Source organism: Streptomyces sp. NPDC058295 (assembly GCF_042880655.1).
Lineage (GTDB): Bacteria > Actinomycetota > Actinomycetes > Streptomycetales > Streptomycetaceae > Streptomyces > Streptomyces coriariae.
Genome location: NZ_JBHVYO010000045.1, coordinates 36,196 through 61,978 on the forward strand (window position 1 = coordinate 36,196; position 25,783 = coordinate 61,978).

Below are 25,783 nucleotides of genomic sequence, written 5' to 3' on the forward strand. Positions count from 1 at the left end.
CGATCGGCTGACGTGCCGGTACGACTCCTCGAACACGCAGGTCGTAGGACCTGCGGCCGAGCCCGGTCCGGCCAAAACTCGGTGGGCGTTGTCAGTGCCGGTCCGTAGGCTCGCGGTGATGCCCAGGACACCTGCAACCGCTTCCCAGGACCGCTCCGCCGTACGTTCCCTGCTGCGTCTGTGGCCGTACGTCCGTCCCGTGCGGATACGGCTGTTCGCGGCCGCCTTCGTCGCCGTGCTGGCCTCCTGTACGGGGCTGGTCATCCCGCTGGTCCTGAAGTGGATGGTGGACGGCCCCGTGGCCGACCGGGACACGGCCGGGGTCTGGCTGGGCGCGCTCTGCCTGCTGCTGCTCGGGTTCGCGGAGGCGCTGCTGTTCGGGTTGCGCCGCTGGCTGGTGGCGCGTCCGCTGTCGCATGTCGAGGCGGAGATGCGGGCGGATCTCTACGGGCGGCTCCAGCGGCTGCCGGTGGCGTTCCACGACCGGTGGCCCTCGGGGCAGTTGCTGTCCCGGGCCACCTCCGACCTGGGGCTGCTGCGCATGTTCCTCGCCTTCCCGCTGACGTTCCTGCTGGTCAACTCGGTGACGATCCTCCTCGGGGTGGTCATCATGCTGCTCCAGGACTGGACGCTCGGGCTGGTCATCCTCGGGCCGGCCGTCCCCGTCGTCGTGATGTGCGTGTACTTCGAGAACCGGTACGCGGTCGTGGCGCGGCGCGCCCAGGACCAGGCCGGGGACCTGACGACGGTGGTCGAGGAGAGCGTCCTCGGGATCAGGATCATCAAGGGCTTCGGGCGGCACCGCAGCCAGGCGCTGGCCTTCCGGGAGCTGTCGTCGACCCTGCGCGGCACGGAGCTGCGCAAGGCGCGCCTGCTGGCCACCATCTGGGCCGTCATCGTGACGCTCCCGGAGGTGGCGATCGGGGCGGCGCTGGTGCTCGGCGCGGTGCAGGTGGCGGACGGCGAGCTGTCCGCGGGCACCCTGGTCGCCTTCCTGTCCACGGCGCTCGCACTGCGCTGGCCGGTGGACTCGATCGGGTTCCTGCTGGCGATGAGCCAGGAGGCGGCGACGGCGACGGAGCGCTACTTCGAGGTGATGGACGAGGCGCCCGAGGACCCCGACGGCCGGGGCGGGCCGGCCGCCACGTCCGACGGCGGCCTGCGGTTCGACGGTGTCACCTTCCGCTATCCCGACGCCTCCCCCGACTCCCCGCCCACCCTCGACGGCGTCGATCTGCACATCCGGCCCGGTGAGTCGATGGCGCTGGTCGGCGCGACCGGCAGCGGGAAGACCACGCTCACGGCCCTGGTCCCCCGGCTGCACGAGGTCACCGCCGGCCGCATCACGCTCGACGGTGAGGACATCACCGCGATGTCCCGCGAGGAGCTGCGCTCGCGGGTCGCCGTCGCCTTCGAGGAGCCGACCCTGTTCTCCGCGAGCGTCGGGGAGAACGTCCTCATGGGAGCGGCGGACGAGGCGGGCGCCGTCGAGCTGGAGCGGGCGCTGGGCGTGGCCCAGGCGGACTTCGCGCACGCGTTGCCGCAGGGCGTCGGGACCCAGGTCGGCGAGCAGGGGCTCAGTCTCTCCGGCGGGCAGCGGCAGCGCCTCGCGCTGGCCAGAGCCGTCGTCGGGCAGCCCCGGTTCCTGGTCCTGGACGACCCGCTGTCCGCGCTGGACGTGCACACCGAGGCGGCCGTGGAGGCCGCTCTGCGGCAGGTCCTCGCCGACACCACCGCGCTGATCGTGGCGCACCGTCCGTCCACCGTGCTCCTCGCCGACCGGGTCGCCCTGCTGTCCGAAGGGCGCGTCACCGCCGTGGGCACCCATCACGAACTGCTGCGCAGCAACACCGAGTACGCCCACCTCATGTCCGGAGAGCCGTCCGGATCGCTGTCCGGATCACCGTCCGCAGAGCCGTCCGGAACACCGTCCGGAACCCACTTCGGGGAACAGGAGGCCGACCGCCGATGACCGCCCCCACCACCGCTCCCCCCGTCACCGACGACGACCCCGAAGTCCCTGCGCGGACCGGCGCCGCCGACCCCTTCGACAAGGACGTCCTGCCCACCCCGCCCGGTGCCACGGGCGCGCTGCTGCGTTCCCTGCTCGAGCCCATGAGGGCGCGGGTCGCCTTCACCTCGCTCCTGCTGCTGCTCCAGCAGGCGGCCGTGCAGGCCGGCCCGCTGCTGGTGGCGTACGCCATCGACCGCGCCGTACCGGCCTTCCGGGCCGACGATCACGGGCCGCTGATCGCGGTCGGCGTCGGCTATCTGCTGTGCGCGCTGGTCTCCGGCGGACTGCAGTACGCGTTCCTGATCGCCTCCGCCCGCGTGAACCAGGACGCACTGCTCGATCTGCGCGGCCGGATCTTCCGGCACGCGCAGGCGCTGAGCCTCGACTTCCACGAGCGTTACACCTCGGGCCGGCTCATCTCCCGTTCCACCACGGACGTGGAGTCGCTGCGCGAGCTGCTCAGCGAGGGCCTCCAGGAACTCGTGACGGTGGTCCTCTCCTTCCTCTACATCTCGGCCATGCTGCTCTGGCTGGACCTGGGCCTCGGGGCCGTCGCGGTGGCCTCCTTCGTGCCGCTGTACCTCCTCGTCAGGATCTACCAGCGGCGTGCCGGGCAGGTGTTCCGGACCCGCTCCACCGCGATCGCGGCCGTGATCGTGAAGTTCGTCGAGACGATGAACGGGATCCGGCCGGTGCGCGCGTTCCGCCGCGAGCCCGTCAACGACGCCGACTTCCGCGTCCTGAACCAGCGGCACGAACGGATCAACGGCGACGCGCTCCTGGAGATGGCCCGGTACGTCACCGGATCGCGGCTGGTCGCCAACACGGCGGTCGCGGTGATCGTGCTGTGGGGCGCCACCCGGGTGGCCGACGGCTCGCTGGAGCTGGGGGTGCTGGCGGCGGCCGTGCTGTATCTGCGGCGGCTGTACGACCCGATAGACCGGCTCGCCATGTTCCTCAACTCCTACCAGTCGGCGGCCGCCTCGCTGGAGAAGATCGCGGGGCTGCTCGCGCAGACGCCGTCCGTGCCCGACCCGTCCACGCCGCGGGAACTCCCGGCGCCGGAGAGCGAACTGCCCGGCCGGGAGGTCGTCTTCGACGGGGTCTCCTTCGGCTACCGCACGGGGGGCGAGATCCTCCCCCGCTTCGACCTGACCCTGCCCGCAGGGCAGACCGTCGCCGTGGTCGGCTCGACCGGCGCGGGCAAGTCCACACTGGCCAAGCTGCTCGCCCGCTTCTACGACCCGTCCGAGGGGCGGGTACTGCTGGACGGGGTCGACCTGCGCGAGCTGGCCGTGCCCGAACTGCGGCGCGGGGTGGTCATGGTGACGCAGGAGGCGTTCCTGTTCTCCGGCACGGTCGCCGAGAACATCGCCATCGGCCGGCCGGACGCGAGCCGGGAGGAGATCGAGCGGGCGGCGAAGGCGATCGGCGCGCACGAGTTCATCAGCGCCCTGCCCGACGGCTACGACACCGACGTCCGCAAGCGCGGTGGTCGTATCTCCGCCGGGCAGCGACAACTCGTCGCGTTCGCACGGGCGTTGCTCGCCGACCCGGCGGTGCTGATCCTCGACGAGGCGACCAGCTCGCTCGACATCCCGGGCGAGCGGGCCGTGCAGGCGGCGATGGCGACGGTGCTGAAGGGCCGTACGGCGGTGGTGATCGCGCACCGGCTGTCGACCGTGGAGATCGCCGACCGGGTCCTGGTCATGGAGCACGGACGGATCGTCGAGGACGGCACCCCGGCCGCGCTGATCGCGGGCACCGGCCGGTTCGCGGACCTGCACCGGGCCTGGCGGGACAGTCTGGCGTGAGCGTCCAGGGATCCAGGGGGACCACGGGGGCCGGAAGGACGAGTGGATGATCGACGCGTACGAGGATCCCGGCACGCCCGACAGTCGCGGCGGCTGGGCGTACCTGGCGTGGCTGGTGCGCTGCCAGCCGTGGCGGGCGCTGGCCGGGGCGGTGCTGGCCAGCGTCTGGATGGTGCTGATGGCGGTGGCGCCCTACCTGCTGTCGAAGGCGGTGGACGACGGTCTCGAACCCGGTGACACGGCGGCGCTGGCCGGCTGGACGGCGGCCCTGTGCGCGGTGGGCGCGTTCAACGCCTGGGTGAGCATCATGCGGCACCGCACGATGACCCGGGTGCGTATGGACGCGTACTTCCGCACCACCAAGGTCGTCATCGGGCACACGCTGCGGCTCGGTGCCGCGCTGCCGCGCCAGGCGGGGGCCGCGGAGGTCGTCACCATCGGGGTGAGCGACGTGCACACGATCGCGGGCGCGCTGACGGTGATCGGGCCGGGCGTCGGCTCGGTCGTCGTCTACGTCTTCGTCGCCGGGCTGCTGCTGTCGGTGTCACCGCTGCTGGCGGCGGTCGTGCTGCTGGGGATGCCGGTGGTCGCGGTGCTGGTCGGGCCGCTGATGTCGCGGTTGCAGGGCACGGAGACCGAGTACCGCGAGCGGCAGGGAGTGCTCACCGCGCGGATCGGTGATCTCGCGGGCGGGCTGCGGGTGCTCAACGGGCTCGGTGGCAAGGAGCTGTTCGCGGCCTCCTTCGACCGCGACTCGCAGCGGCTGCGGGCGCAGGGCTACCGGGTCGGCGCGGTCACCAGCTGGATGCAGGCGCTCGGGGTGGGCCTGCCGACGCTGTTCCTCGCCGTGGTGACCTGGCTGGCGGCCCGGCTCGCCGCCCAGGGGGACATGACCGTCGGCGAGTTGGTGTCGGTGTACGGCTATGTCGCGGTCCTGATCGGCCCGGTGGCGTTCCTCGTCGACATGGGCTATCAGCTCAGCCGGGGCGTGGTGGCCGCCAGACGCGTCGTACGACTGCTGCGACTGGAGCCCGCCCCCGACACCGACCCCACCGGCACCCGCGTCGCCGACGCGCCCGTCGAGCCGTCGGTGCTGCACGACCCCGTCTCGGGTGTGCGGGTGGCGCCGGGCCGGCTGACCGCGCTGGTCGGCGCCCGGCACGCGGAGGTGACCGCCGTCGTGGACCGGCTCGGCCGGTACGGTCCCACGGACGCCACCTGGGGCGGGGTACGGCTGGACGCCGTCCCGCTGGACCAGGTCAGGGAACGGATCCTGGTCGCCGACAACGAGGCCGACCTGTTCGCCGGGAGTCTGCGCGAGGTGGTGGGCGGACGGCGTGAACCCTCCCCTGCGGACGTCGGGCCGGCGGTGCGGGCGGCGGCGGCCGACGACATCGTGCAGGGCCTGCCGGAGGGGCTCGAGTCACCCGTGACCGCGCAGGGCCGCAGCCTCTCCGGAGGCCAGCGGCAACGGGTCAGGCTGGTGCGGGCGTTGCTCGCCGACCCCGGGACACTGCTGGCCGTCGAGCCGACATCGGCGCTCGACGCGCACACGGAGGCGGCGGTCGCCCAGCGGCTGCGCGCGGCACGGACCGGCCGGACCACGGTGGTGACCACCACCTCCCCGCTGCTCCTCGCCCAGGCGGACACCGTCCACTACCTGGTCGACGGAAAGGTGACGGCGACCGGCCACCACCACGACCTGCTGGAACGGGAACCGGGATACCGGTCCTTGGTGGCACGAGACACCGACGACACCGACGACACCGATCCGGGTGGGGACAAGGGCACGGATTCGGACACGGACACGGACACGAACACGGGTGCCGGTGCCGGTACCGGTGCCGAGGAGGTCGTGCGGTGACGGTGGTCGAGGAGGGCTCGGGCCGGCTGCCGGTCGCGGAGCCCGGTGACGTGCGCCGGGCGGCGGTCCGGCTGGTGCGGGCCGACCGGCGGGCCTTCGCCGGCGCCCTCGCCCTGAACGTGCTCGCCGCCGGGGCCGGCCTGGCCGGCCCGTGGCTGCTGGGGCGGATCATCGACGAGGTGCGGGCCGGACACGGCACCGGGGCCGTGGACCGGCTGGCGGCGGCCATCCTGGCCTGCGCGCTCGCGCAGTTGCTGCTGGCCCGCTGGGCCCGGTACGCGGGCCACCGCTTCGGTGAGCGGACGCTGGCGCGGGTGCGGGAGGAGTTCGTCGGGCGGGCGCTCGCGCTGCCCGCGTCGGTCGTGGAGCGGGCCGGCACCGGCGATCTGACCACGCGCGGTACCGCCGATGTGGCGGCCGTGGGCACCACCCTGCGGGACGCCGGGCCCGAGCTGCTGGTCTGTACGGTCCAGGCGCTGTTCACGCTCGGCGCGGTGTTCGTGATCGACCCGCTGCTCGGGGCGATCGGAGTGCTGGGGCTGACCCCGATCTGGTTCGCGCTGCGCTGGTATCTGCGGCGGGCGCGCGCGGCCTATCTCGCCGAGGGCGCGGCCACCTCCGAGGTCGCCGAGATCGTCGCCGCCACCGCGTCCGGGGCGCGCACGGTCGAGGCGTTCCGGCTCCAGGAGCGGCGGACGGCGGCGAGCCGGGACGCGCTGGAGATCTCGCGCCGCACCCGCTTCCGTACCCTTCACCTGCGTTCGGTGTTCTTCCCGGTGATCGAGGTGTCGTACGCGCTGCCGGTGGCGGGCGTGCTGCTGCTGGGCGGCGCGCTGCACGCGCGGGGCGCGATGAGCCTGGGCGCGGTGGTGGCGGCCGCGCTGTATCTGCGGCAGTTCACCGAGCCGCTCGACCAGATCCTGCTGCGCGTCGAGCAACTCCAGAGCAGTGGCGCCTCGTTCGCCCGGGTGGAGGGCCTGGCCGGGGCGCCGCGCGCCGAGCCGGACGGCGGGGCGCCCACTCCGGCGGACGACCGGATCGACGTCACGGGCGTGCGGTACGCCTACGAGCGCGGTGGCGAGGTGCTGCGCGGGGTCGACCTGACGGTGCGGCCCGGGGAGCGGCTCGCGGTGGTCGGCCCGTCGGGCGCGGGCAAGACCACGCTGAGCAGGCTGCTCGCGGGCGTGGACGCGCCGAGCGCGGGCACGGTGACGGTGGGCGGGGTGCCGGTCGCGGAGCTGGCGCCCGAGACACTGCGCCGACAGGTCGTGCTGGTCACCCAGGAGCACCACGTCTTCCTCGGTACGGTCCGCGACAATCTCCTGATCGCCGAACCGGCCGCGAGCGACGGGCAGTTGTGGGCGGCGCTGGCCGCGGTCGGTGCCGCCGACTGGGTCCGGGAGCTGCCCGGCGGCCTCGATGCCCTGCTCGGCGGAGGCGCTATCCGTACGGACGGCTCGCAGGCCCAGCAACTCGCCCTGGCCCGGGTGGTGCTGGCCGATCCGCACACGCTGATCCTGGACGAGGCGACGGCGCTGCTGGATCCGGCGACCGCCCGGCACACCGAGCGGGCACTGGCCGCCGTGCTGCGGGGCCGGACCGTCATCGCCATCGCCCACCGCCTGCACACCGCGCACGACGCGGACCGGGTCGCGGTGATGGAGGACGGCCGTCTCACCGAACTCGGCACGCACGAGGCGCTGGTGACGGCGGGCGGGGCGTACGCGGCACTCTGGCGGACCTGGCACGGGGAGCGGACCGACCCCTGATCCACCGTTCGCTCCGGCCAGGAAAATGGGCAGGGCAGCCGTGCCGGCCTGCCCGACCGGACCACCACCGGCCCGCACCGAAGGAGAGGCTCGGGGGCGCAGGACATCCGGGGACGCTGCCGGCGGGCCGCGCCTGCCCGAAGCTCGCCCGGCGAGGGGGGCACGAGCCGCGGCTCGCCCGACCACACGTCCTGCGGACCACTCGACACGCCCGTCCGCCCGCTCGCCGGGTCCTGCGACACGTCCGTCCGCCGCTCGTCACGTTCGTCCGCCCGCTCGACATGGCCTGTCGGCCAATCGACCGCATATCGAACATGAACTACCGGACAACGAACTGTTTCCGGCCAACTTCCTGACGCGCTCCTGACAGATAGCGCAATCCACTGCCACTCTTCCCACTGCTGGTTCACAGCAACCCCACAGCTAAGCCCGCTCCACGTACCGCCTTTGTTCTGCGTACCGCCTTTGTCGTGCCCGCACGGCTCACCAGCCGTCGGGTCTCCCCTGGCCGCGTGACCCGTGGCCGCGCAGAAGGAGTCAGTGTTGAGCAGCAGCCCCTCTCGCAGACGCACCCCCCACAGCACCTCCCGCCGTGCCGCGGCCGTCGCCCTCGTCGGCGTCTCCGCGCTCATCGCCGCCGCCGTGCAGTCCGGCGCCGCGACCGCTGCCCCGGTGAAGGCACCGCAGGCCGCGGGCCAGGCCGACCCGGGCGCCGAGTCGGTGCGCCTCACCCCCGCCCAGCGCGCCGCACTGATACGTGACGCGGACGCCGACAAGGTGTCCACCGCAAAGGAGTTGGGCCTCGGCGCCAAGGAGGCGCTCGTCGTCCGTGACGTCGTCAAGGACGCCGACGGCACCCTGCACACCCGCTACGAGCGCACCTACGGCGGCCTGCCGGTCCTCGGCGGCGACCTGGTCGTCGAGACCGCGAAGTCCGGCGCCACCGAGGCCGTCACCAAGGCCACCCGGACAGCCATCAAGGTCGCCTCGCTCTCGCCCGCCGTCAGCGCGGCCAAGGCGCAGAAGCAGGCGCTGAGCCTCGCCGCGGCCGCGGGCGCCGAGCGGGCGGACACCAACCGCGCCCCGCGCAAGGTGATCTGGGCGGCGAACGGCACCCCGGTCCTGGCGTACGAGACGGTCGTCGGCGGCCTCCAGGAGGACGGCACCCCGAACGAGCTGCACGTCGTCACCGACGCCACCACCGGCGCGAAGCTCTACGAGTACCAGGGCATCGAGACCGGCACCGGCAACACGATGTACAGCGGCCAGGTGACCCTCGGCACCACGCAGTCGGGGTCGACGTACAACCTGACCGACGGCGCGCGCGGCGGCCACAAGACGTACAACCTCAACCGGGGCACCTCCGGCACCGGCACGCTCTTCTCGGGCCCGGACGACGTCTGGGGCACCGGCGCCGCGTCCAACCTGGAGACCGCGGGCGCGGACGCCCACTACGGAGCGGCCCTGACCTGGGACTACTACAAGAACGTGCACGGCCGCAGCGGCATCAAGGGCAACGGCGTCGCCGCGTACTCGCGCGTCCACTACGGCAACGCGTACGTCAACGCGTTCTGGGACGACAGCTGCTTCTGCATGACGTACGGCGACGGCTCCGGCAACACCCACCCGCTGACGTCCATCGACGTGGCCGGGCACGAGATGACGCACGGCGTCACCTCCAACACGGCGGGCCTCAACTACTCGGGCGAGTCCGGCGGCCTCAACGAGGCCACCTCGGACATCTTCGGCACCGCCGTGGAGTTCTACGCGGCGAACGCCTCCGACGTCGGTGACTACCTCATCGGCGAGGAGATCGACATCAACGGCGACGGCTCGCCGCTGCGGTACATGGACAAGCCGAGCAAGGACGGCGCGTCGAAGGACAGCTGGTACTCGGGGATCGGATCGGTCGACGTCCACTACTCGTCCGGCCCGGCGAACCACTTCTTCTACCTCCTGTCGGAGGGCAGCGGCACCAAGACCATCAACGGTGTCACCTACAACTCGGCCACCGCGGACGGCCTTCCGGTCACCGGCATCGGCCGGGACAAGGCGGAGAAGATCTGGTTCCGCGCGCTGACCACGAAGTTCACCACGACCACCAACTACGCGGCGGCCCGCACCGGCACGCTGGCGGCGACCGGTGAGCTGTACGGCACGACCTCCACCGAGTACAAGGCCGTGCAGGACGCGTGGGCCGGCGTCGCGGTCGGCGCCCGTTCCGACGGCGGGGGCGGCGGTGGCGGCACCTCCTTCGAGAACACCGCCGACGTATCGATTCCGGACAACGGGGCTGCGGTCACCTCCTCGGTCACCGTCTCCGGCCGGACCGGCAACGCGCCCTCGAACCTCGCGGTGGCGGTCAACATCGTCCACACCTACATCGGTGACCTCCAGGTGCAGTTGCTCGCCCCCGACGGCACGGCCTACACGCTGAAGGCCTACGGCACCGGCGGCAGCACGGACAACCTCAACACCACGTACACCGTGAACGCGTCCTCCGAGGTCGCCAACGGGGTCTGGAAGTTGCGGGTCCAGGACAACGCGGCCCAGGACACCGGCTACATCAACAGCTGGAAAGTGACCTTCCCGTAGGTCACAGGCCTCACAGGGTCCGCGCACAGCAGACCGACGGGCCTCGCACAGGACGCCGTCCCGGAGTCTCGACTCCTCCGGGGCGGCGTCCTCTTTTTGCCGGTGCCTTACCTGCTCCCTGTTGGCCTTTGACCCAGGTCAAGTCCGTTTACATTCCGGCAATGTTCATCCGGCAGTTGATTTTCGGCCAACATCACTTCGAGGTCCTGACATGTACGCGCCTTGATGCCAGTCTTCCTGTCACCCGCCGCACAACTTCACAGCAGTCACGGACGGCCACCCCACGCCGTTCGGGCACCCCCACATCCAAGGAGCTTGTGTGACCTCCCTCTACGCGCGTCACAAGCACACCACCCTGGCCATCGCCACCGCCGTCGCGGCCGGAGCCCTGGTCACCACCGGCCTCACCGCCGGCAGCGCCGCCGCCCAGACCCCGGCGGACGCCACCAGCGCGACCCCCCTCGCCGCGCCCACCGCGCTGGCCCCGGCCGCCCGCACCGCCCTGATCCAGGACAAGCAGGCCGACGCGACCGCGACCGCGCAGGAGATAGGCCTGGGCACCAAGGAGGCGCTCGTCGTCCGTGACGTCGTCAAGGACGCGGACGGCACGGTCCACACGCGCTACGAGCGGACCTACGCGGGTCTGCCGGTCCTCGGCGGCGACCTGGTCGTCCACGAGTCGGCCGCGGGCGCGAACAAGGGTGTCACCAAGGCGACCAGCACCACCATCAAGGTCGCCTCGCTCACCCCCGTCGTCACCGCCGCCAAGGCCGAGAAGCAGGCCCTGACCCTCGCCAAGGACGCCGGCTCCGCCAGCACCGAGGCCAGCGACGCGCCCCGCAAGGTGATCTGGGCCGGCAACGGCAGCAAGCCGGTCCTCGCCTACGAGACGGTCGTCGGCGGTCTCCAGGAGGACGGCACCCCGAACGAGCTGCACGTCATCACCGACGCGGCCACCGGCAAGAAGCTGTACGAGTACCAGGGCATCGAGACCGGCACCGGCAAGAGCCTCTACTCGGGCACGGTGACCCTCGGCACGACCCTCTCGGGCTCGACGTACCAGCTGACCGACGGCACGCGCGGCGGCCACAAGACGTACAACAAGGCGCACGCCACCAGCTCCTCGGCGGGCACCCTGTTCACCGACGCGGACGACACCTGGGGCACCGGCGCCGCCTCCAGCTCGACCACGGACCAGACGGCCGCGGTCGACGCCGCGTACGGCGCGCAGGCGACGTGGGACTTCTACAAGTCGACGTTCGGCCGCAGCGGCATCAAGAACAACGGCGTCGCCGCGTACTCCCGCGTCCACTACGGCAACGCCTACGTGAACGCCTTCTGGGACGACAGCTGCTTCTGCATGACGTACGGCGACGGGTCGAGCAACACCCACCCGCTGACCTCGCTGGACGTGGCCGGCCACGAGATGACCCACGGTGTCACCTCCAACACGGCGGGCCTGAACTACTCGGGCGAGTCCGGCGGCCTCAACGAGGCGACCTCCGACATCTTCGGCACCGCCGTCGAGTTCTACGCGGCGAACTCCTCCGACGTCGGCGACTACCTCATCGGCGAGAAGATCAACATCAACGGCGACGGCACCCCACTGCGCTACATGGACCAGCCCAGCAAGGACGGCGGCTCGGCCAACTACTGGTCGTCCTCGCTGAAGAACCTGGACGTGCACTACTCGTCCGGCCCGGCGAACCACTTCTTCTTCCTGCTGAGCGAGGGCAGCGGCAGCCGGACCATCAACGGGGTCAGCTACAACTCCCCGACGTACAACAGCTCCACCCTCACCGGTATCGGACGCGCCAAGGCCGTCCAGATCTGGTACAAGGCGCTGACGACCTACATGACCTCGACGACCACCTACTCGGGCGCCCGCACGGCGACCCTGAGCGCGGCGTCGGCGCTGTACGGCTCGACCAGCACCGAGTACAAGGCGGTGGCGGCGGCCTGGACGGCCGTCAACGTCGCCTGATCGTTGAAGAGTTGACCTGAGGCGGTACCCGGGAGGAAGGCATCCCCGGGTACCGCCTTACTCTTGGCTCCCATGTCTTCGAAGGACTTCACGTACGACGATGTCGGCGCGACCCGCGACCGCCCCGGCCACTGCCCTCCGGGCTTCCACTCCCTGCACGTCCGCACCCGCCTCGGCGAGGGCCACGAGGTCTTCCGCCGAGCCGCCGAAGCGGTCCTGACCTGGGAGATGCACCGCGCTCTGGGCGTGGGCATGGACACCACCGCGGACCGGGCGGCCCCCGACGTCGACGTCACGGTCACCCTGGCCGGCCTCATAAAAGCCCCCTGCCGAGTGGTCTGGACGGTGGACGAACACCGGCGGGCCGGCTGGGCGTACGGCACCCTCCCCGGCCACCCCGAATGCGGCGAGGAGTCCTTCGTCGTCGACCGCACGGGAGACGGCACGGTCTGGCTGACGGTCTCCGCCTTCAGCCGGGGCGCGAAGTGGTACGCGAGAGCCGGCGGCCCGGCGGCCCGCGGTCTGCAGCAGGCGTACGCCCGCCGGTGCGGGGTGGTGCTGCGGGGGTTGTGCGGGGGCGACAAGTCCTAGCCGGGGACGAGTCACGGCCGGGAACACGTCGTGGCCGGAAACAAGTCACAGCCGGGCGGGCCGCCCCCGCGCACCGACAGGTCAGGTGCGGGACACCACGCCGCAGCCCTCGGCGTGCCCGGCGATCTCCTGGCTACGGTCGTAGGGGTCGGTCGTCGGGCCGGTCGCCGGGGCGCCCGACGGCTCGACCGTCGCGAACTGGGGGTGCAGATAACCGTCGTAGACGTCGCAGGCGGAATTGCCGATCTCCTGGTCGTACCTGGTGACGGTGATCTTCCCCGGCGTGACGACCCACTTGTCGGGATCGAAGAGCTCGATGTCGAGGACCCGGCGCACGATGGTGCGCTCCACCTCGGTCGCGGCGTCCTTGTCGACCCGCATCAGCGGATACACGAAGGTGTAGTCGGCGTGGACGACGACAGAGGCACTCTCGCCCGCCTTGAACGTCATCCGTCCCCGCGTCTTGACCACGTCACCGGCCAGGCGCAGTTCGGCGGGGTCGAAGCGGCTGAACATCAGCACCGGGTCGTGCTCCTCGTCCGGCTTGCTCAGCGAGGTGTCCAGCAGGTCCAGCAACTCCTTCTGCCGTGGCTCGATCACGGAGAGCGCCGTCTCGGGACGTCCGCCGCGCAAGGTGGCCGGATCGAGGTTCGCGTCGATCAGCAGCTTCCTGGTCTGCTGAAGCGCCTGCTCCACCTGGGCCTTGGACAGCGAGCCGACGCGGGTCGCCTTCGGCGGGACGACACCGGCCGCGCCGTCGGCCCACCGCAACGCCGGGGAGCCCGCGAACGGCCGCTCGAGCGTGGGAATCGCGACGCCGGCCGCGCCGGGCGCGCCGGTCGGGGCGGCGGTCTCCATGGGCAACGGCGAAGCGGCGACGGCGGATTCGGGCTCGCCGACGCGGAAGGGGTTTCCCGGCAGCAGCGACGGCCGCATCGCCACGACGACCAGAGCGATCACGACAGGCACACCGAGGAAGGTCCACAGCCGCCGCCTCCTTCGAGACGCCCGCTCCTGCATCCCTTGCAGATCCGCGACGGTTCGCCACCCCGTGGGCGTCGCCCCGCGCGCCTCCTGCTGCCGCAGCCGCTCCGTGACCTCGCGGGCCCGCGCGGACGGCTCCTTCGGCGCGGAGTCGGGTATCCCGCGTTCGCTGTCCTGGACGAACCTCGCCCATTCCTCATCGGATATGGAGCGGCTCTCCCCCTCCCCCTCCCCCTTCTGCGAACCGGATCTGTGCTCTTCGGACGGTCTGTCAGACACGCGCCGTCGGCCTCTCTCTGCGTCGATCAACGGGCGGCACAGCCTATGTCAGCCCTGCTCAGGCGTGGCGAGAGACCTGGTCTCGACCGGATCACCGGGCTGCCACTCCTCGGAGCTCCACTCCGGCGTGGGAGCCGGACGGGGCGGCGCGGGCAAAGGATCGGACCCCCGGTTGGGATTCTGCACGACAGAACCCGACCCCCCTGACCCACCGTCGCTCGTACCGGAGCCGCTCGACCTGCCGGAGCCGCCGCCCACCTGTGCCGACGAGTCCTTCGTCGTCCGCGGGGCCGAGGTCCTCGACGGTGACGGCGAGGCCGACGCGGTCGCCGAACGACTCGGAGCAGGGGTCGGTGTAGCGACACCGCTCGACGAACCCACCGACGCGGACACCGAGGCCGAGGGTGAACTCTCGCTGTCCACCGACCCGTCGGTACCGGTACCCCCGGCGCCCGAACACCCCACCAGGCACAGACCGGCCACCACCAGGACAGCCCGCACGACACCCGCCCCACGACGACGGACTCCGGGCATCTCGGGTCTCTCTACGCTCACTTGCTTCATTCCACTCATCCGCCGCTCCGACGTGCCGAACGCGCGGAACCCCCCGCCCAAACGATCACGAATGGGCAAGTTCTAAAGGATCTCTCAGCGGGAGCACAAGATGTTCACACGGTCGCCGTGGTCGAAGTGAACGTGGTCACACGACATTCACCACAGAACACCCTCACCCGGTCACCCGATCTCCACCACCCGGGCCCAGGCGGGCGGCTCGTCCGGTACGTAGTCGGGGTCGTCCTCGTCGTACGACGCCGAGCCGCGGGGGAACAGGCCCACCACCGTGCGGCACGGCGGGCGGGTGCTCGGCCAGGGGGTCTGGCCGTCGGTCAGCGCGACGATGACGTCGGGGCGCGGCCGCGCGCGGAGGGCCTTGGTGAAGCCCGCGCGCAGATCCGTACCGCCGCCGCCCAGCAGCGGAATGCCCTCGCCGCGGCAGAGCGGGTGCACGATGCGGGCCGCCGCGTCGCACGGCACCACGGTGACCAGGTCGCGTCGGCCGCCCACGGCCCGGGAGATCGCGGCGACCTCCAGGATCGCGCTGCCCAGTTCGGCGTCGCTGACCGAGCCCGACGTGTCGATGACCACGCTCACCCGGGGCGGTCTGCGGCGCAGGCTCGGCAGGACCGTGCCCGGGACGCCCGCCGAGCGGCGGGACGGTCGGCCGTAGGAGTAGTCCTCTCCCGCGCCCGGGGCCGAGGCCGCCGAGCGCACCGCCGCGCCCAGCAGATCCCGCCACGGCTGCGGCGGATGGAAGGCCTCCTCCGCCCACCGCCGCCACCCCGCCGGGGCGGTCCCCCGGCGGCCGGCGATGCCCTGCGCCACGCGGAAGCGGACGGCGTCCCGTTCCTGTTCGCTCAGGCCGTGCGCGCCGTCCGGGCCGAGGTCCCACTCCCGTTCCCGTCCGTCGGCGCCGCTGCCGCAGTCCAGCCAGACCAGGTTCTGGGTGTGCGGCCCGAGCCGGAACTGGCGCAGGTAGTCCTCCATCAGCTCGCCCGGCCGCAGCCCGAGGGACTCCGGCGTGACGGCCCCCTCGGGCTCGACCAGGCCGTCCCCGAACGCGTCGTCGTTGATCTCGCAGTCGGCGGCGATGTTCATCCGCAACCGCTCCCCCACACCCGTCAACTCCCGCTCCCGGGCGACCCGTTCACTGCGCCCGTGGTGGTCGCGCAGCAGGTGTGACACCTCGTGCACCCACACCCCGGCCAGCTCCTCCACCGGCATACGGTCCACGAACGCCGGTGAGACATAGCAGCGCCAGTGCCGGTCCACGGCCATCGTCGGCACCCAGCGCGACTCCACCGGGTGCAGAGCGAACAGGGCCGTCGCCAGGTACGGCCGGGCCCGGGCGGCCTGCAGCCGGGCGGCGAGAAGCTTGTCGAGGTCCAGGGGCCTCGGCTCCACCGCGCCCCGCGGCCTGCCGGTGACGGCCTGCGCCTGGTCGGCGCCCAGCCGCTCGTCCGGGCTCATCGGCCCGCCTTCGCGGTGGCCGTGGTGCGCGCCGTCGCGCGTTCCGCCGCCCGGTCCGCCCGCCGGGACAGGGTCACCACTCCGGCCAGCTTCTCGATCGACGCCGGTACGTCCCAGTCCTCCCGCCGCAGCGAGGCGAGCGTGGTCGCGGGGACGACCACCAGATCCGGGGCGCCGGTCTCCAACGCCCGTACGAGGAGCGCCCACGCCGCGTCCCAGCGGGGCCTGTCGGGGCGGATACGGACCGCCGCCACGACACCGTCCAGCACGGCCTGGCGCAGATCGCCCCGCTCGGGCAGCTCGGCGCCCGCCGGGTCGGCGAGCAGCGTCTCGGGGTCCGGGAGGTCCATCCGGTCCAGGCTCGCCAGCAGTTCCAGTCCCGGACCGTCCCCGACCGTGCCCCTGACCAGCAGCGAGAGTACGTCGCGGGAGGAGCCGGCCGCGGTCGCGAAGGCGATCAGGCTCAGGGTCATGTCCCAGCTGCGCGGCGACGGCCAGGCGCCGCCCCGCCGCGCTTCGGTGCTGGGCAGCTGGTGCACGAGCTTGGGACGCGCGGCGAGCAGTCCGCACACCGCGCGCCGGGCGAAGTCCACGGCCTCCGGCAGCTTCGCCGGGTCGAGCCGGGGCAGGGTCGCCCGGGGCCAGGTCCCGCCGAGTCCGCGGACGACGACCTCGTGGTCGTGGGTCCACTGGAGATGGACGAACCGGTTGGCCAGCGGCGGGCTCAGTTCCCAGCCGTCGGCGGCCGAACCCCTCGGGTTGGCGGCGGCCACGATCCGCACCCCGGGCGGCAGGGTCAGCGCGCCGATCCGACGCTCCAGTACGAGGCGGAGCAGGGCGGCCTGCACGGCCGGCGGCGCCGTGGACAGCTCGTCGAGGAACAGCAGCCCCCGGCCGGCCCGCACCAGGCGCACCGCCCAGTCCGGCGGGGCCATCGGCACGCCCTGTTCCGCCGGATCGTCCCCGACGATGGGCAGCCCGGAGAAGTCGGACGGCTCGTGCACGCTGGCGATCACCGTGGTCAGCGGCAGGTCCAGCGCCTCCGCGAGCTGGGTCAGCGCGGCGGTCTTGCCGATCCCCGGCTCGCCCCACAGCAGCACGGGGAGGTCGGCGGCCACGGCCAGGGTGAGTGCCTCCAACTGACTGTCGGGACGCGGCTCGGTGGTGGAGTCGCGCAACAGGGTCAACAGCTCGCCCGCCACATCGAGTTGGGAGACCGGGGCCGGGGCGGAGGAGGTCGGAGCAGCGAGGTGGGCACGTGTGGGCATGGGTGTGGGCATGGGTGATCACCTTTGGGGTTCGTAGAAGTTCGCGGGGAGTTCGCGGGGGTCGCAGGGGTTCTCTGGACTTCGCAGGACGGAAAGTGGGGCCGAAAAGAGGGCTCAGCGAGGAACGCCGTGGCGTGGGTGCGCGCGCATATGGCCGGGACGGCGGCGATCCTGGCCGGGTCCGGGGCCGATCAGACCGGCCCTGAACAGTCCGTAGGTGATCCGCCGTCGCGCGGCCGCCTCCAGCTCGTCCCGCAGAGCACCGTCGCGCAGGACCGCCTCGGGGCCCAGCAACCCCTCCACGACGGCCAGCGCACCGGCGACATCACCGTGGACGAGGCGTTCACGCACGCCGACGAGGCAGTCCGGACGCCGGTGTGCCCGGTCGATCGCCTGGAGGCAGGGCAGCGGAGTGCCGGTCAGCGCGGCCAGCAGTTCCTCGCGCCGGATCTCGGCCGGGTCGTGGTCCAGCGGAGCCAGCACCCCGTCGACCAGGCCGATCCGGTGCGTCGCTCCCCGGCACTCCACGAGTCGGGCCCGTCCGGCCCGGTCGGTAAGCCGGCCCGGTCCGGTCGCCGCGTACTCCGTTCCGACGTGCTCCGTTCCGGCGTGCTCCGGTACGAGCGCCGAGGCGACCAACGGATGCAGCCGCCCGGCCTCGATGGCTCCCGTACGGATCAACTCCAGGTCGGGCAGCACCCAGGTCGCAGCGTCGGGCAGCACCGGCAGCGCGGAGACACAGCCCGCCGCACCGCGCAGGACCGGCCGGCCGTCCCGGCCGCCGACCGGATCCAGGACCAGCCGCCGCCCGGACCCGAGGCGTACGAGAACGGGCCCGGTGGTCCGCCCCTCGGCCCGCAGCAGGATCCCCGCCTCGGCCACCCACCGGTCCACGGCACAGCCGAGTACCGGCAGTTCCGCGCCCCGCGCGGGCGGATCCAGGGCGGGCGGATCCAGGGCGGGCGGGTCGTCTCCGGGCGGTCGATCGGCTCCGCACCGGACCCGCAGCTCACCCGTTCTGCGCGCGTCCCACAGGTGGCGGTGCAGGTCGAGACGGAACCGCCGGTCGGGACGCGGATGCGGATGACGGCGGTCCCTCGCCACCGGGCCGGACGCGTCCCACAGCGTGAGGCTGATCCGCTGCCCGGCATCCGCCCAGGCGGGCGGTGTCCGCACCACGAGGTGCACGGGCCACCGGGTGTCGTCCCGCCCGGCGCCGCCGACGGCCTCGTACCGAGCGAGGGAGACCGTCACCCCCGGCCGCAGCAGCCCGTCCGGAGCGACCCTCGGCAGATGCCAACGCAGCAGGTCTGGAGCCAGGTGACGGAGATCGGCCCGGAGTCGGGAAACGAACGCACGACCGTACGTCCGCGCCACGGTACGAAGGTCGAGATCGACGTCGACACCCGCGGCGGCACACGCCCCCGCCCAGTCCCCGGCACGGCGGCGGGCGGTCGCAGTCTCGATCATGGAGGCCGGCACGGCGAACTCGCGCACGCGCAGCCAGAAGGAAAGTCGGGAATCCTCGTTCGCGATCCGAGTGAGCATCAGCACTCACCTTGCGCGGACGGGGCCCCCGATCTGTCTACAGAAGAAGTAGTCATCGCGGGGGAGCATAGCCCCCGCCCTGCGATCCGCCCACCGAATATTCCCGCAGCCCCGGGGCGGACGGGTCGCCGAAAACCCATTCGAACTCCCGTTCGCCATACCGTAACTTGACTCCGCTCGGGGCCTTTCGGCCCCCTCGGGAAAGGCTGCGACTTCGTGTACTTGCCCTCCTCCCACAGACCGCGCCGCAGACCCGCCCTCACCGCGGCAGCGGCACTCGGCCTGTTGATCGCGACCGCGGGAATCGCCCGGCCGACCGCGGCCTCGGCCGCGACGCAGGACAACCCTCCCGCCGTTCCGACCACCTTGCGCACCTCGCCGGTGACCTCCTGCGACGGCGCCACCATCGTCGGCGACACCGACCTCTATCTGTACGCGAACGTCTCGGACCCCGACGGCGGCACCCTGGGCGCCGACTTCCTCCTGACGCGGCACGACGGCGAATCCGGCGACGCGATCGCGGAAGCGCAGGTGTCCGCCGCGTCCGGCACACGTGCCGTCTACCTCGTCCGGAAGGACAAGCTGGAGGCCGCGGCGGGCGGTTCCCTCACCGAGTTCGACTGGAAAGTCCGGGCCACCGACTCCGACCGCACGAGCGACTGGTCGACCGTCTGCCACTTCTCCTTCGACCCGACGCATCCGGGTACGCCCGTGATCACCGAACCCGGGGCGTCCACCGTCGGACATCCGTTGAGCATCGCCGTCAGCGCGCCCGGCGGCGGGACCGTACCGACCGGCTACCGGTATCAGCTCAACGGGGGCGCACCGGTCAACGTGAGCGCCGACGCGTCCGGCAACGCCACCCTCACGGTCACCCCGACCAGCTCGACCAACGTCCTGTCGGTCACCAGCTTGTCCGCAGGCGGCAACTACGGCGAGACGGCGACCATTTACATCATCTCGGCTCCGCCCTCGACGAACCAGGCCGACGGCGACCTGACCGGCGACGACATCCCCGACCTGCTCACCGTCGGCGCCCGGAACGGACTCCCGTCGGGTCTGTGGCTGGCACCCGGTACCGGTGACGGACACGTCAGCACGTCGCCGACCGACATCGGCGTCAACGGCGGCGGCCGTAACAGCCACGGCTCGCCGTCGGACTTCGACGGCTCGACGGTCATCACCGGCCGCTTCACCGGCGGCGCGGAACAGGACGTGCTGGTCTACTTCCCGTCCGGCACCTATGCGGGTAGCGGCGTGGTCGTCAAGGGCAACGGGGACGGCTCGCCGCTCAACCCGGTCAGCGGAAACACCATCAACATTTACGGCGGTTCGCTCCAGGACGTCTACGGCAACAACCCTCTCCAGCTCGCCAACGCCGGAACCACCTCCGGTCGCGACACCGGATTCCCCGACCTCATCGGCATCTCCGGTGACAGTGCCAATGGTTACGCCCTGAACCTCTACGCGAGCGGCTTCAACGCCGGCCTCTTCTTCCCCGTCACACTCAACGCCACCACACCCGACGGCACCGCGAACTGGAACGACTGGACCGTCGCCACCACCCAACTGCCCACCCCGGGCGGCGGCGGCAGTACCGCGATGTTCCTGTGGAACAAGTCCACCGGCGAGCTCGACCTGTGGGAGGACCTGGCCGCCGACCCGGAGACCGGTGACCTCACGTACACCGCCTATCCGGTCGCTACCGGGTGGCACACCGGAGCCGCTGTGACCCTCCAGGCCGCCGATGCCGACGGCGACGGCGTACCCGACCTGCGGGCCGTCTCCGAAGCCGGGACGGTCACCACCGACCTCTTCACCGACCTGTCCGGCAGCGCCCCGGCGACCGTCACCCGCATCACCGGGACCCTCACCGCTTCTTGAGTCTTCCGGTGGCCACCGAGGCGCCGACGTCACCCGTCGGCGCCTCGGACCGGGCGGCGAGCGGTTACCGCAACAGCACCCCCGCCCCCTCCACCGCCTCCTCCGACGGCACCTCCAGCAGGCCCAGCTCCGCGCCGGAGGCCAGGAGTCGGTGGGCCGGGAGGATGCGGACCGTGTAGCCGTAGGGTCCCGTGCGGTCCAGGGACAGGGGGCCCTCGTAGAGCCAGCGGCCGTCCAGGTCCGGGCCGCCGGACGGTTTCAGGGGGACCGTCGTCGCGTCCGTGATGCGGTCCTCCTCGTCGACCCGGCCCGAGACGGCCTGCACCTCGACGTCGTCGGGGGTGAGGTCGCCGAGGCCGACGCGGACCCTCAGCGCGAGGGTCGTGCCGAGTTCGGCGGTGGTGGTGGCCACCGACGTCTCGACGTGGTCCACCTGCACCGCGTGCCAGGCCGAGCGCACCCGCTGTTTCCACAGGGCGAGTTCGCGTGCGGTGTCGGGGGTCATCGTCCGGTGCGCGTGGGCGGCCGGCGTGTACAGCCGTTCGACGTACTCGCGGACCATGCGTCCCGCCAGCACCTTCGGGCCCAGCAGGGTGAGGGTCTGGCGGACCATCTCGATCCAGCGGTCGGGCAGACCCGCCTGGCCGCGTTCGTAGAAGCGGGGGGTGATCCGCTGTTCGAGGAGGTCGTAGAGAGCCGCCGCCTCGATGTCGTCGCGGTGGTCGGGGTCGGTGCCGGCGCCGTCGGCGGTGGGGATCGCCCAGCCGAAGTCCGGCTGGAACCACTCGTCCCACCAGCCGTCCAGGACGGAGAGGTTGAGGCAGCCGTTGAGCGCCGCCTTCATACCGGACGTGCCGCAGGCCTCCAGGGGGCGGAGCGGGTTGTTCAGCCAGATGTCGCAGCCGGGGTAGAGCTTCTGCGCCATCGCCATGCCGTAGTCCGGGAGGAAGACGAGTCGGTGCCGGACGCGCGGGTCGTCGGCGAACCGGACCAGTTCCTGGACCAGCCGTTTGCCGCCGTCGTCCGCGGGGTGCGCCTTGCCCGCGACGACGATCTGGATCGGCCGCTCCGCGTGCAGAAGGAGATCCATCAGCCGGTCGCGGTCCCTCAGCATCAGCGTCAGACGTTTGTACGAGGGGACGCGGCGCGCGAAGCCGATGGTGAGGACGTCCGGGTCCAGGACGCCGTCGATCCAGCCCAACTCGGCCGTGCCGGCGCCGCGTTGGCGCCAGGAGGCGCGCAGCCGCTCCCGCACCTCCACCACCAGCTGCTCGCGCAGATCACGGCGCAGCTCCCAGATGTCCTGGTCGGGGATGTCGGCGACGGCGTCCCAGCGGTCGGAGCCGCCGACGCTCAGGGCGTCCTCGGCCCGACCGGACCCGAACTGGCGGGCGCCGAGCCGCAGGACCTCCGGGGCCACCCAGGTCGGGGCGTGCACGCCGTTGGTGACGGAGGTGATCGGCACCTCCTCCGGGTCGAAGCCGGGCCACAGGCCGGAGAACATCTCCCTGCTCACCTGGCCGTGCAGCAGGGACACGCCGTTCGCGCGCTGCGCCAGCCGCAGGCCCATCACGGCCATGTTGAAGAGGTTCGGCTCGCCGCCCGGGTAGGTCTCCATGCCCAGCCGCAGGATGCGGTCGACGTCCATGCGCGGGAGCTCGGCCTGGGGGCCGAAGTGGCGGGCGACCAGCTCACGGTCGAAGCGGTCGATGCCGGCCGGGACGGGGGTGTGGGTGGTGAAGACCGTGCCGGCCCGGACGGCTTCGAGGGCGGAGTCGAAGTCCGAACCGGTGTCGGCGAGTTCGGCGATCCGTTCCAGGCCGAGGAAGCCCGCGTGGCCCTCGTTGGTGTGGAAGACCTCGGGCGGGGCGTGGCCGGTCAGCCGGCAGTACGTGCGTACCGCCCGGACACCTCCTATGCCCAGCAGCATCTCCTGGAGCAGCCGGTGCTCGCTGCCACCTCCGTAGAGCCGGTCGGTCACCCCGCGTTCGCCGAGGTCGTTCTCCTCGACGTCCGAATCGAGCATGAGGAGCGGGACCCGGCCGACCTGGGCCAGCCAGACCCGGGCGTGCAGCTGTTTGCCGGCGGGGAGGGCGAGCGAGACCCGCGCGGGGGTGCCGTCGTCCTCCTTCAGAAGGGTCACCGGCAGTTCGTTGGGGTCGAGGACCGGATAGTGCTCCTGCTGCCAGCCGTCCCGGGAGAGCGACTGACGGAAGTAGCCGTGCCGGTAGAGCAGCCCCACCCCGATCAGCGGGACGCCCAGGTCGCTGGCCGCCTTCAGATGGTCGCCGGCCAGGATGCCGAGACCCCCGGAGTACTGGGGCAGCGCGGCCGTGACGCCGAACTCGGGTGAGAAGTAGGCGACGGCGGCGGGCAGCCCGGCGGTACGGGGCTGGGCCTGGTACCAGCGGTCGCCGGTCACATAGTCGTGCAGGTCGTCGGCGGCGGCACTCAGCCTGCGCAGGAAACGGCGGTCCCCGGCGAGCTCGGCGAGGCGTGCCGGGCGTACGCCTCCCAGGAGTCTCACCGGATCGCCGTCCGAGACGGCCCAGCGCTCGGGGTCGACGGACTGGAAGAGGTCGCGGGTCTCCGCGTGCCAGGACCAGCGCAGGTTGCGGGCCAGATCGCTGAGTGGCTGCAGGGGTTCGGGGAGGAGGGGTCGGACGGTGAATCGACGGATCGCCTTCACATTCCACCTCGGCGTGCGTGAGGAAGAGACGCACGGCGGTGTGCGTCCACGTCGTCTACGAAGGTACCGGCGCCGACGCGGGCCTCGCTGAGGGCTGGCCGCCCGCGGACCCTCGCTTTTCGGCCCGACCCGCGACAACGGGCCGAAACCCTGTTTCGTCCCGGTAGGCCACCTTGTGGCCTTTCGCCCCGCACGAGAGGCTGCCCAGTGGCGTACCCGGCGAAGTCGGATAAGTCGGCGGAGCCGTCGTGCGCCGAGTCGAGGAGGGGAACTCGAACCATGGCACGGACGCGAACCCGGCGTCTGCGCCGGGTGGGGGGCCTGACCGCGGTCGTCACGACCGTGGTCCTTTCGGCCGTCACCCCGCCCGCGCACGCCGCACCGGAGGGGAAGATACTCGGCGCCGGCCTGCCCGGTTCCGTCGGCGGAAGTTATCTGGTCACGCTGAAGGAGGACACCGACGCGGCGTCGAAGGCCGGGCGCGGCCTCGTCGGTTCGTACGGGGCGACCGTCAGCCGGACCTACGACACGGTCCTCAACGGGTTCGCCGTCGAGGCCGACGAGAGACAGGCCCGGCGTCTCGCGGCCGATCCGCGGGTGGCCTCGGTGGTCCAGGACACCCGGGTGACCCTGGACGCAGCCGGGGCCGGGGCCGCCAAGAATCCGCCGTCCTGGGGGCTGGACCGCGTCGACCAGCCGGGCCGGGCGCTGGACAACAGCTACAACTGGCCGAAGTCGGCGGGCGCCGGGGTCACGGTGTACGTGATCGACACCGGCATCCGGATCAGCCACGCCGACTTCGGCGGCCGGGCGAGCCACGGCTGGGACTTCGTCGGAGGTGACCGGGTCGCCGCCGACGGCAACGGCCACGGCACGCATGTGGCCGGCACCGTCGCGGGGACGCGTCTCGGTGTCGCCAAGAAGGCCAGGGTGGTCGCGGTACGGGTGCTCGACAACGCCGGTGCGGGCACCACCGCGCAGGCCATCGCGGGCATCGACTGGGTCACCCGGCACGCGCACCGGCCCGCGGTCGCCAATCTCAGCCTGGGCGGTGGCTACAACGCGGCGCTGGACGCGGCCGTCCGCGCCTCCATCAGGTCCGGTGTCACCTACACCGTCGCCGCGGGCAACGTGGGACAGCCGGCCGCCCTGCACTCCCCGGCCGACGTGCGGGAGGCCATCACGGTCGGCGCCACCGACCGGGGGGACGCCAGGGCGGGCTTCTCCAACTACGGTTCGGCTCTCGACCTGTTCGCGCCGGGAGTGTCGATCACCTCCGCCTCGTACACGAGCGACACCGGCCGGGTGACCCACTCCGGTACGTCGATGGCGGCGCCGCACGCGGCGGGGGCGGCCGCGCTCCATCTCGCCGACCACCCGAGGGCCACGCCCGCCCAGGTGGCGCGGGCGCTGGTCGCGGGGGCGGTGAACGGCAAGGTCTCCGGCCGCGGGACCGGTTCGCCGAACAAACTCCTCCGCGTCCCACCGTTCACCTGACGGAGCTCCGAGGCCGGCTCCGTTCCCCTCGAACGGGGCCGGTCTTGTACGTAGACATATACGTAAGCAGTTAGCAACGTGCCGGATTGCTCACCCGAATAGGGTGGAAGGCTCCTCCGGTACTCCCCGCAGGACCCCCTCCCCACCACATCCATCCGCCTACCCCCCGTTGATGCGGACAGGAGCGGTCATGCCAGCAAGGCACCACCCGTCATCACCCCCGACGCCTCGCACCAAGAACAACAAGAGCAGCAGGAACGGCAAGAGCTCCGACGGCGCCGGCAACGCCGAGAAGGACACGTCCGTCCCGGTGCTCACACCCGCACCCGGTCCGCCGGCCCCGGAGCGATCCTCCTCGGGCGGCGACACCACCGCCGTCGGGCGCATACCCGTCCTGGACGTCCGCCCGTTCGTCCAGCAGGGTCGCCGGCCCGCCAAGGCGGTCACGGGCGAGACGTTCGAGGTCTCGGCGACCGTGTTCCGGGAAGGCCACGACGCCGTCGCCGCCAACGTCGTGCTGCGGGACCCGGACGGCAACCCGGGCCCCTGGACGCCCATGCGTGAACTCGCCCCGGGCACCGACCGCTGGGGCGCGGACGTCACGCCGGACGCGACGGGCCGCTGGACGTACACCGTGGAGGCCTGGAGCGACCCGGTCGCCACCTGGCGGCACCACGCCGGTATCAAGATCCCCGCGGGGATGGACACCGAGCTGGTCCTCGAGGAGGGCGCGCGGCTGTACGAACGGGCGGTCGGCGGAGTGCCGGTGGGCCCCGACCGCAGCGTGGTGCTGGCGGCGGCCCAGGCGCTGCGCGACGAGACCCGCCCGGCCGTCTCGCGGCTGGCGGCGGCGCTGACACCGCAGGTCGACGCGGTGCTCGGCCGGTATCCGCTGCGGGAGCTGGTCACCGCGTCCGAGCCGCTGCCGCTGCTGGTCGAGCGGGAACGCGCCCTGTACGGCGCCTGGTACGAGTT

Annotated in this window: 15 protein-coding genes; 10 read left to right on the forward strand and 5 right to left on the reverse strand. The window is 72.2% G+C overall.

Annotation, left to right across the window (positions count from 1 at the left end; genetic code table 11):
* Positions 1-118: 118 nt before the first annotated feature.
* From ACFVYS_RS34855 to ACFVYS_RS34885, 7 genes are all read left to right on the forward strand, one after another.
* On the forward strand, positions 119-1,972 hold the full coding sequence (locus ACFVYS_RS34855) for an ABC transporter ATP-binding protein (RefSeq protein WP_389508655.1): 1,854 nt from the start codon (positions 119-121) through the stop codon (positions 1,970-1,972).
* A complete protein-coding gene (locus ACFVYS_RS34860) occupies positions 1,969-3,828 on the forward strand; it encodes an ABC transporter ATP-binding protein (protein WP_389508657.1) in 1,860 nt (619 codons plus the stop codon). The genes ACFVYS_RS34855 and ACFVYS_RS34860 overlap by 4 nt, the downstream gene beginning before the upstream one ends.
* Before the next feature lie 46 nt (positions 3,829-3,874).
* Positions 3,875-5,692, forward strand: a complete 1,818-nt coding sequence (locus ACFVYS_RS34865) for an ABC transporter ATP-binding protein (protein ID WP_389508659.1) — start codon at positions 3,875-3,877, stop codon at positions 5,690-5,692.
* Complete coding sequence (locus tag ACFVYS_RS34870) at positions 5,689-7,461, forward strand: ABC transporter ATP-binding protein (RefSeq protein WP_389508661.1); 1,773 nt, start codon at positions 5,689-5,691, stop codon at positions 7,459-7,461. Before ACFVYS_RS34865 ends, ACFVYS_RS34870 begins: the two co-directional genes overlap by 4 nt.
* A 540-nt stretch (positions 7,462-8,001) precedes the next feature.
* On the forward strand, positions 8,002-10,056 hold the full coding sequence (locus ACFVYS_RS34875) for a M4 family metallopeptidase (RefSeq protein WP_389508662.1): 2,055 nt from the start codon (positions 8,002-8,004) through the stop codon (positions 10,054-10,056).
* A 319-nt stretch (positions 10,057-10,375) separates the two neighbouring features.
* Positions 10,376-12,040 (forward strand): M4 family metallopeptidase, encoded by a 1,665-nt coding sequence (locus ACFVYS_RS34880; RefSeq protein WP_389508663.1) that lies wholly within the window; start codon positions 10,376-10,378, stop codon positions 12,038-12,040.
* Between the two features lie 72 nt (positions 12,041-12,112).
* Positions 12,113-12,631: a DUF1990 domain-containing protein gene (locus tag ACFVYS_RS34885; RefSeq protein ID WP_389508665.1), complete on the forward strand. Its 519-nt coding sequence runs from the start codon at positions 12,113-12,115 to the stop codon at positions 12,629-12,631.
* Between the two features lie 81 nt (positions 12,632-12,712).
* Here ACFVYS_RS34885 and ACFVYS_RS34890 read toward each other — a convergent pair whose 3' ends face one another.
* From ACFVYS_RS34890 to ACFVYS_RS34905, 4 genes are all read right to left on the reverse strand, one after another.
* The gene (locus tag ACFVYS_RS34890; RefSeq protein WP_389508666.1) at positions 12,713-13,894 is read right to left on the reverse strand and encodes a hypothetical protein; all 1,182 of its coding nucleotides are present in this window, start codon (positions 13,892-13,894) and stop codon (positions 12,713-12,715) included.
* Positions 13,895-14,629: 735 nt separating this feature from the next.
* Positions 14,630-15,922: a VWA-like domain-containing protein gene (locus ACFVYS_RS34895; RefSeq protein WP_389508668.1), complete on the reverse strand. Its 1,293-nt coding sequence runs from the start codon at positions 15,920-15,922 to the stop codon at positions 14,630-14,632.
* Positions 15,919-17,190, reverse strand: coding sequence for an AAA family ATPase (locus tag ACFVYS_RS34900; protein WP_389508688.1), 1,272 nt, complete (start codon positions 17,188-17,190; stop codon positions 15,919-15,921). The genes ACFVYS_RS34895 and ACFVYS_RS34900 overlap by 4 nt, the downstream gene beginning before the upstream one ends.
* Positions 17,191-17,304: 114 nt before the next feature.
* Positions 17,305-18,738, reverse strand: a complete 1,434-nt coding sequence (locus tag ACFVYS_RS34905) for a hypothetical protein (RefSeq protein WP_389508670.1) — start codon at positions 18,736-18,738, stop codon at positions 17,305-17,307.
* Positions 18,739-18,954: 216 nt separating this feature from the next.
* Between ACFVYS_RS34905 and ACFVYS_RS34910 the strand changes: the two genes are divergently transcribed.
* Positions 18,955-20,622: a hypothetical protein gene (locus tag ACFVYS_RS34910; protein WP_389508672.1), complete on the forward strand. Its 1,668-nt coding sequence runs from the start codon at positions 18,955-18,957 to the stop codon at positions 20,620-20,622.
* A gap of 64 nt (positions 20,623-20,686) precedes the next feature.
* On the opposite strand, the gene ACFVYS_RS34915 is transcribed toward ACFVYS_RS34910, so the two are convergent.
* Positions 20,687-23,311 carry a glycosyltransferase family 1 protein gene (locus tag ACFVYS_RS34915; RefSeq protein ID WP_389508674.1) on the reverse strand — a complete coding sequence of 875 codons (2,625 nt, stop codon included), beginning with the start codon at positions 23,309-23,311 and terminating at the stop codon, positions 20,687-20,689.
* A gap of 279 nt (positions 23,312-23,590) precedes the next feature.
* Between ACFVYS_RS34915 and ACFVYS_RS34920 the strand changes: the two genes are divergently transcribed.
* Entirely contained in the window at positions 23,591-24,808 is a 1,218-nt protein-coding gene (locus tag ACFVYS_RS34920) for a S8 family peptidase (protein ID WP_389508676.1), read from the forward strand.
* A gap of 190 nt (positions 24,809-24,998) precedes the next feature.
* Positions 24,999-25,783: maltotransferase domain-containing protein (locus ACFVYS_RS34925; protein ID WP_389508678.1), on the forward strand; the 785-nt coding region annotated here is incomplete at its 3' end.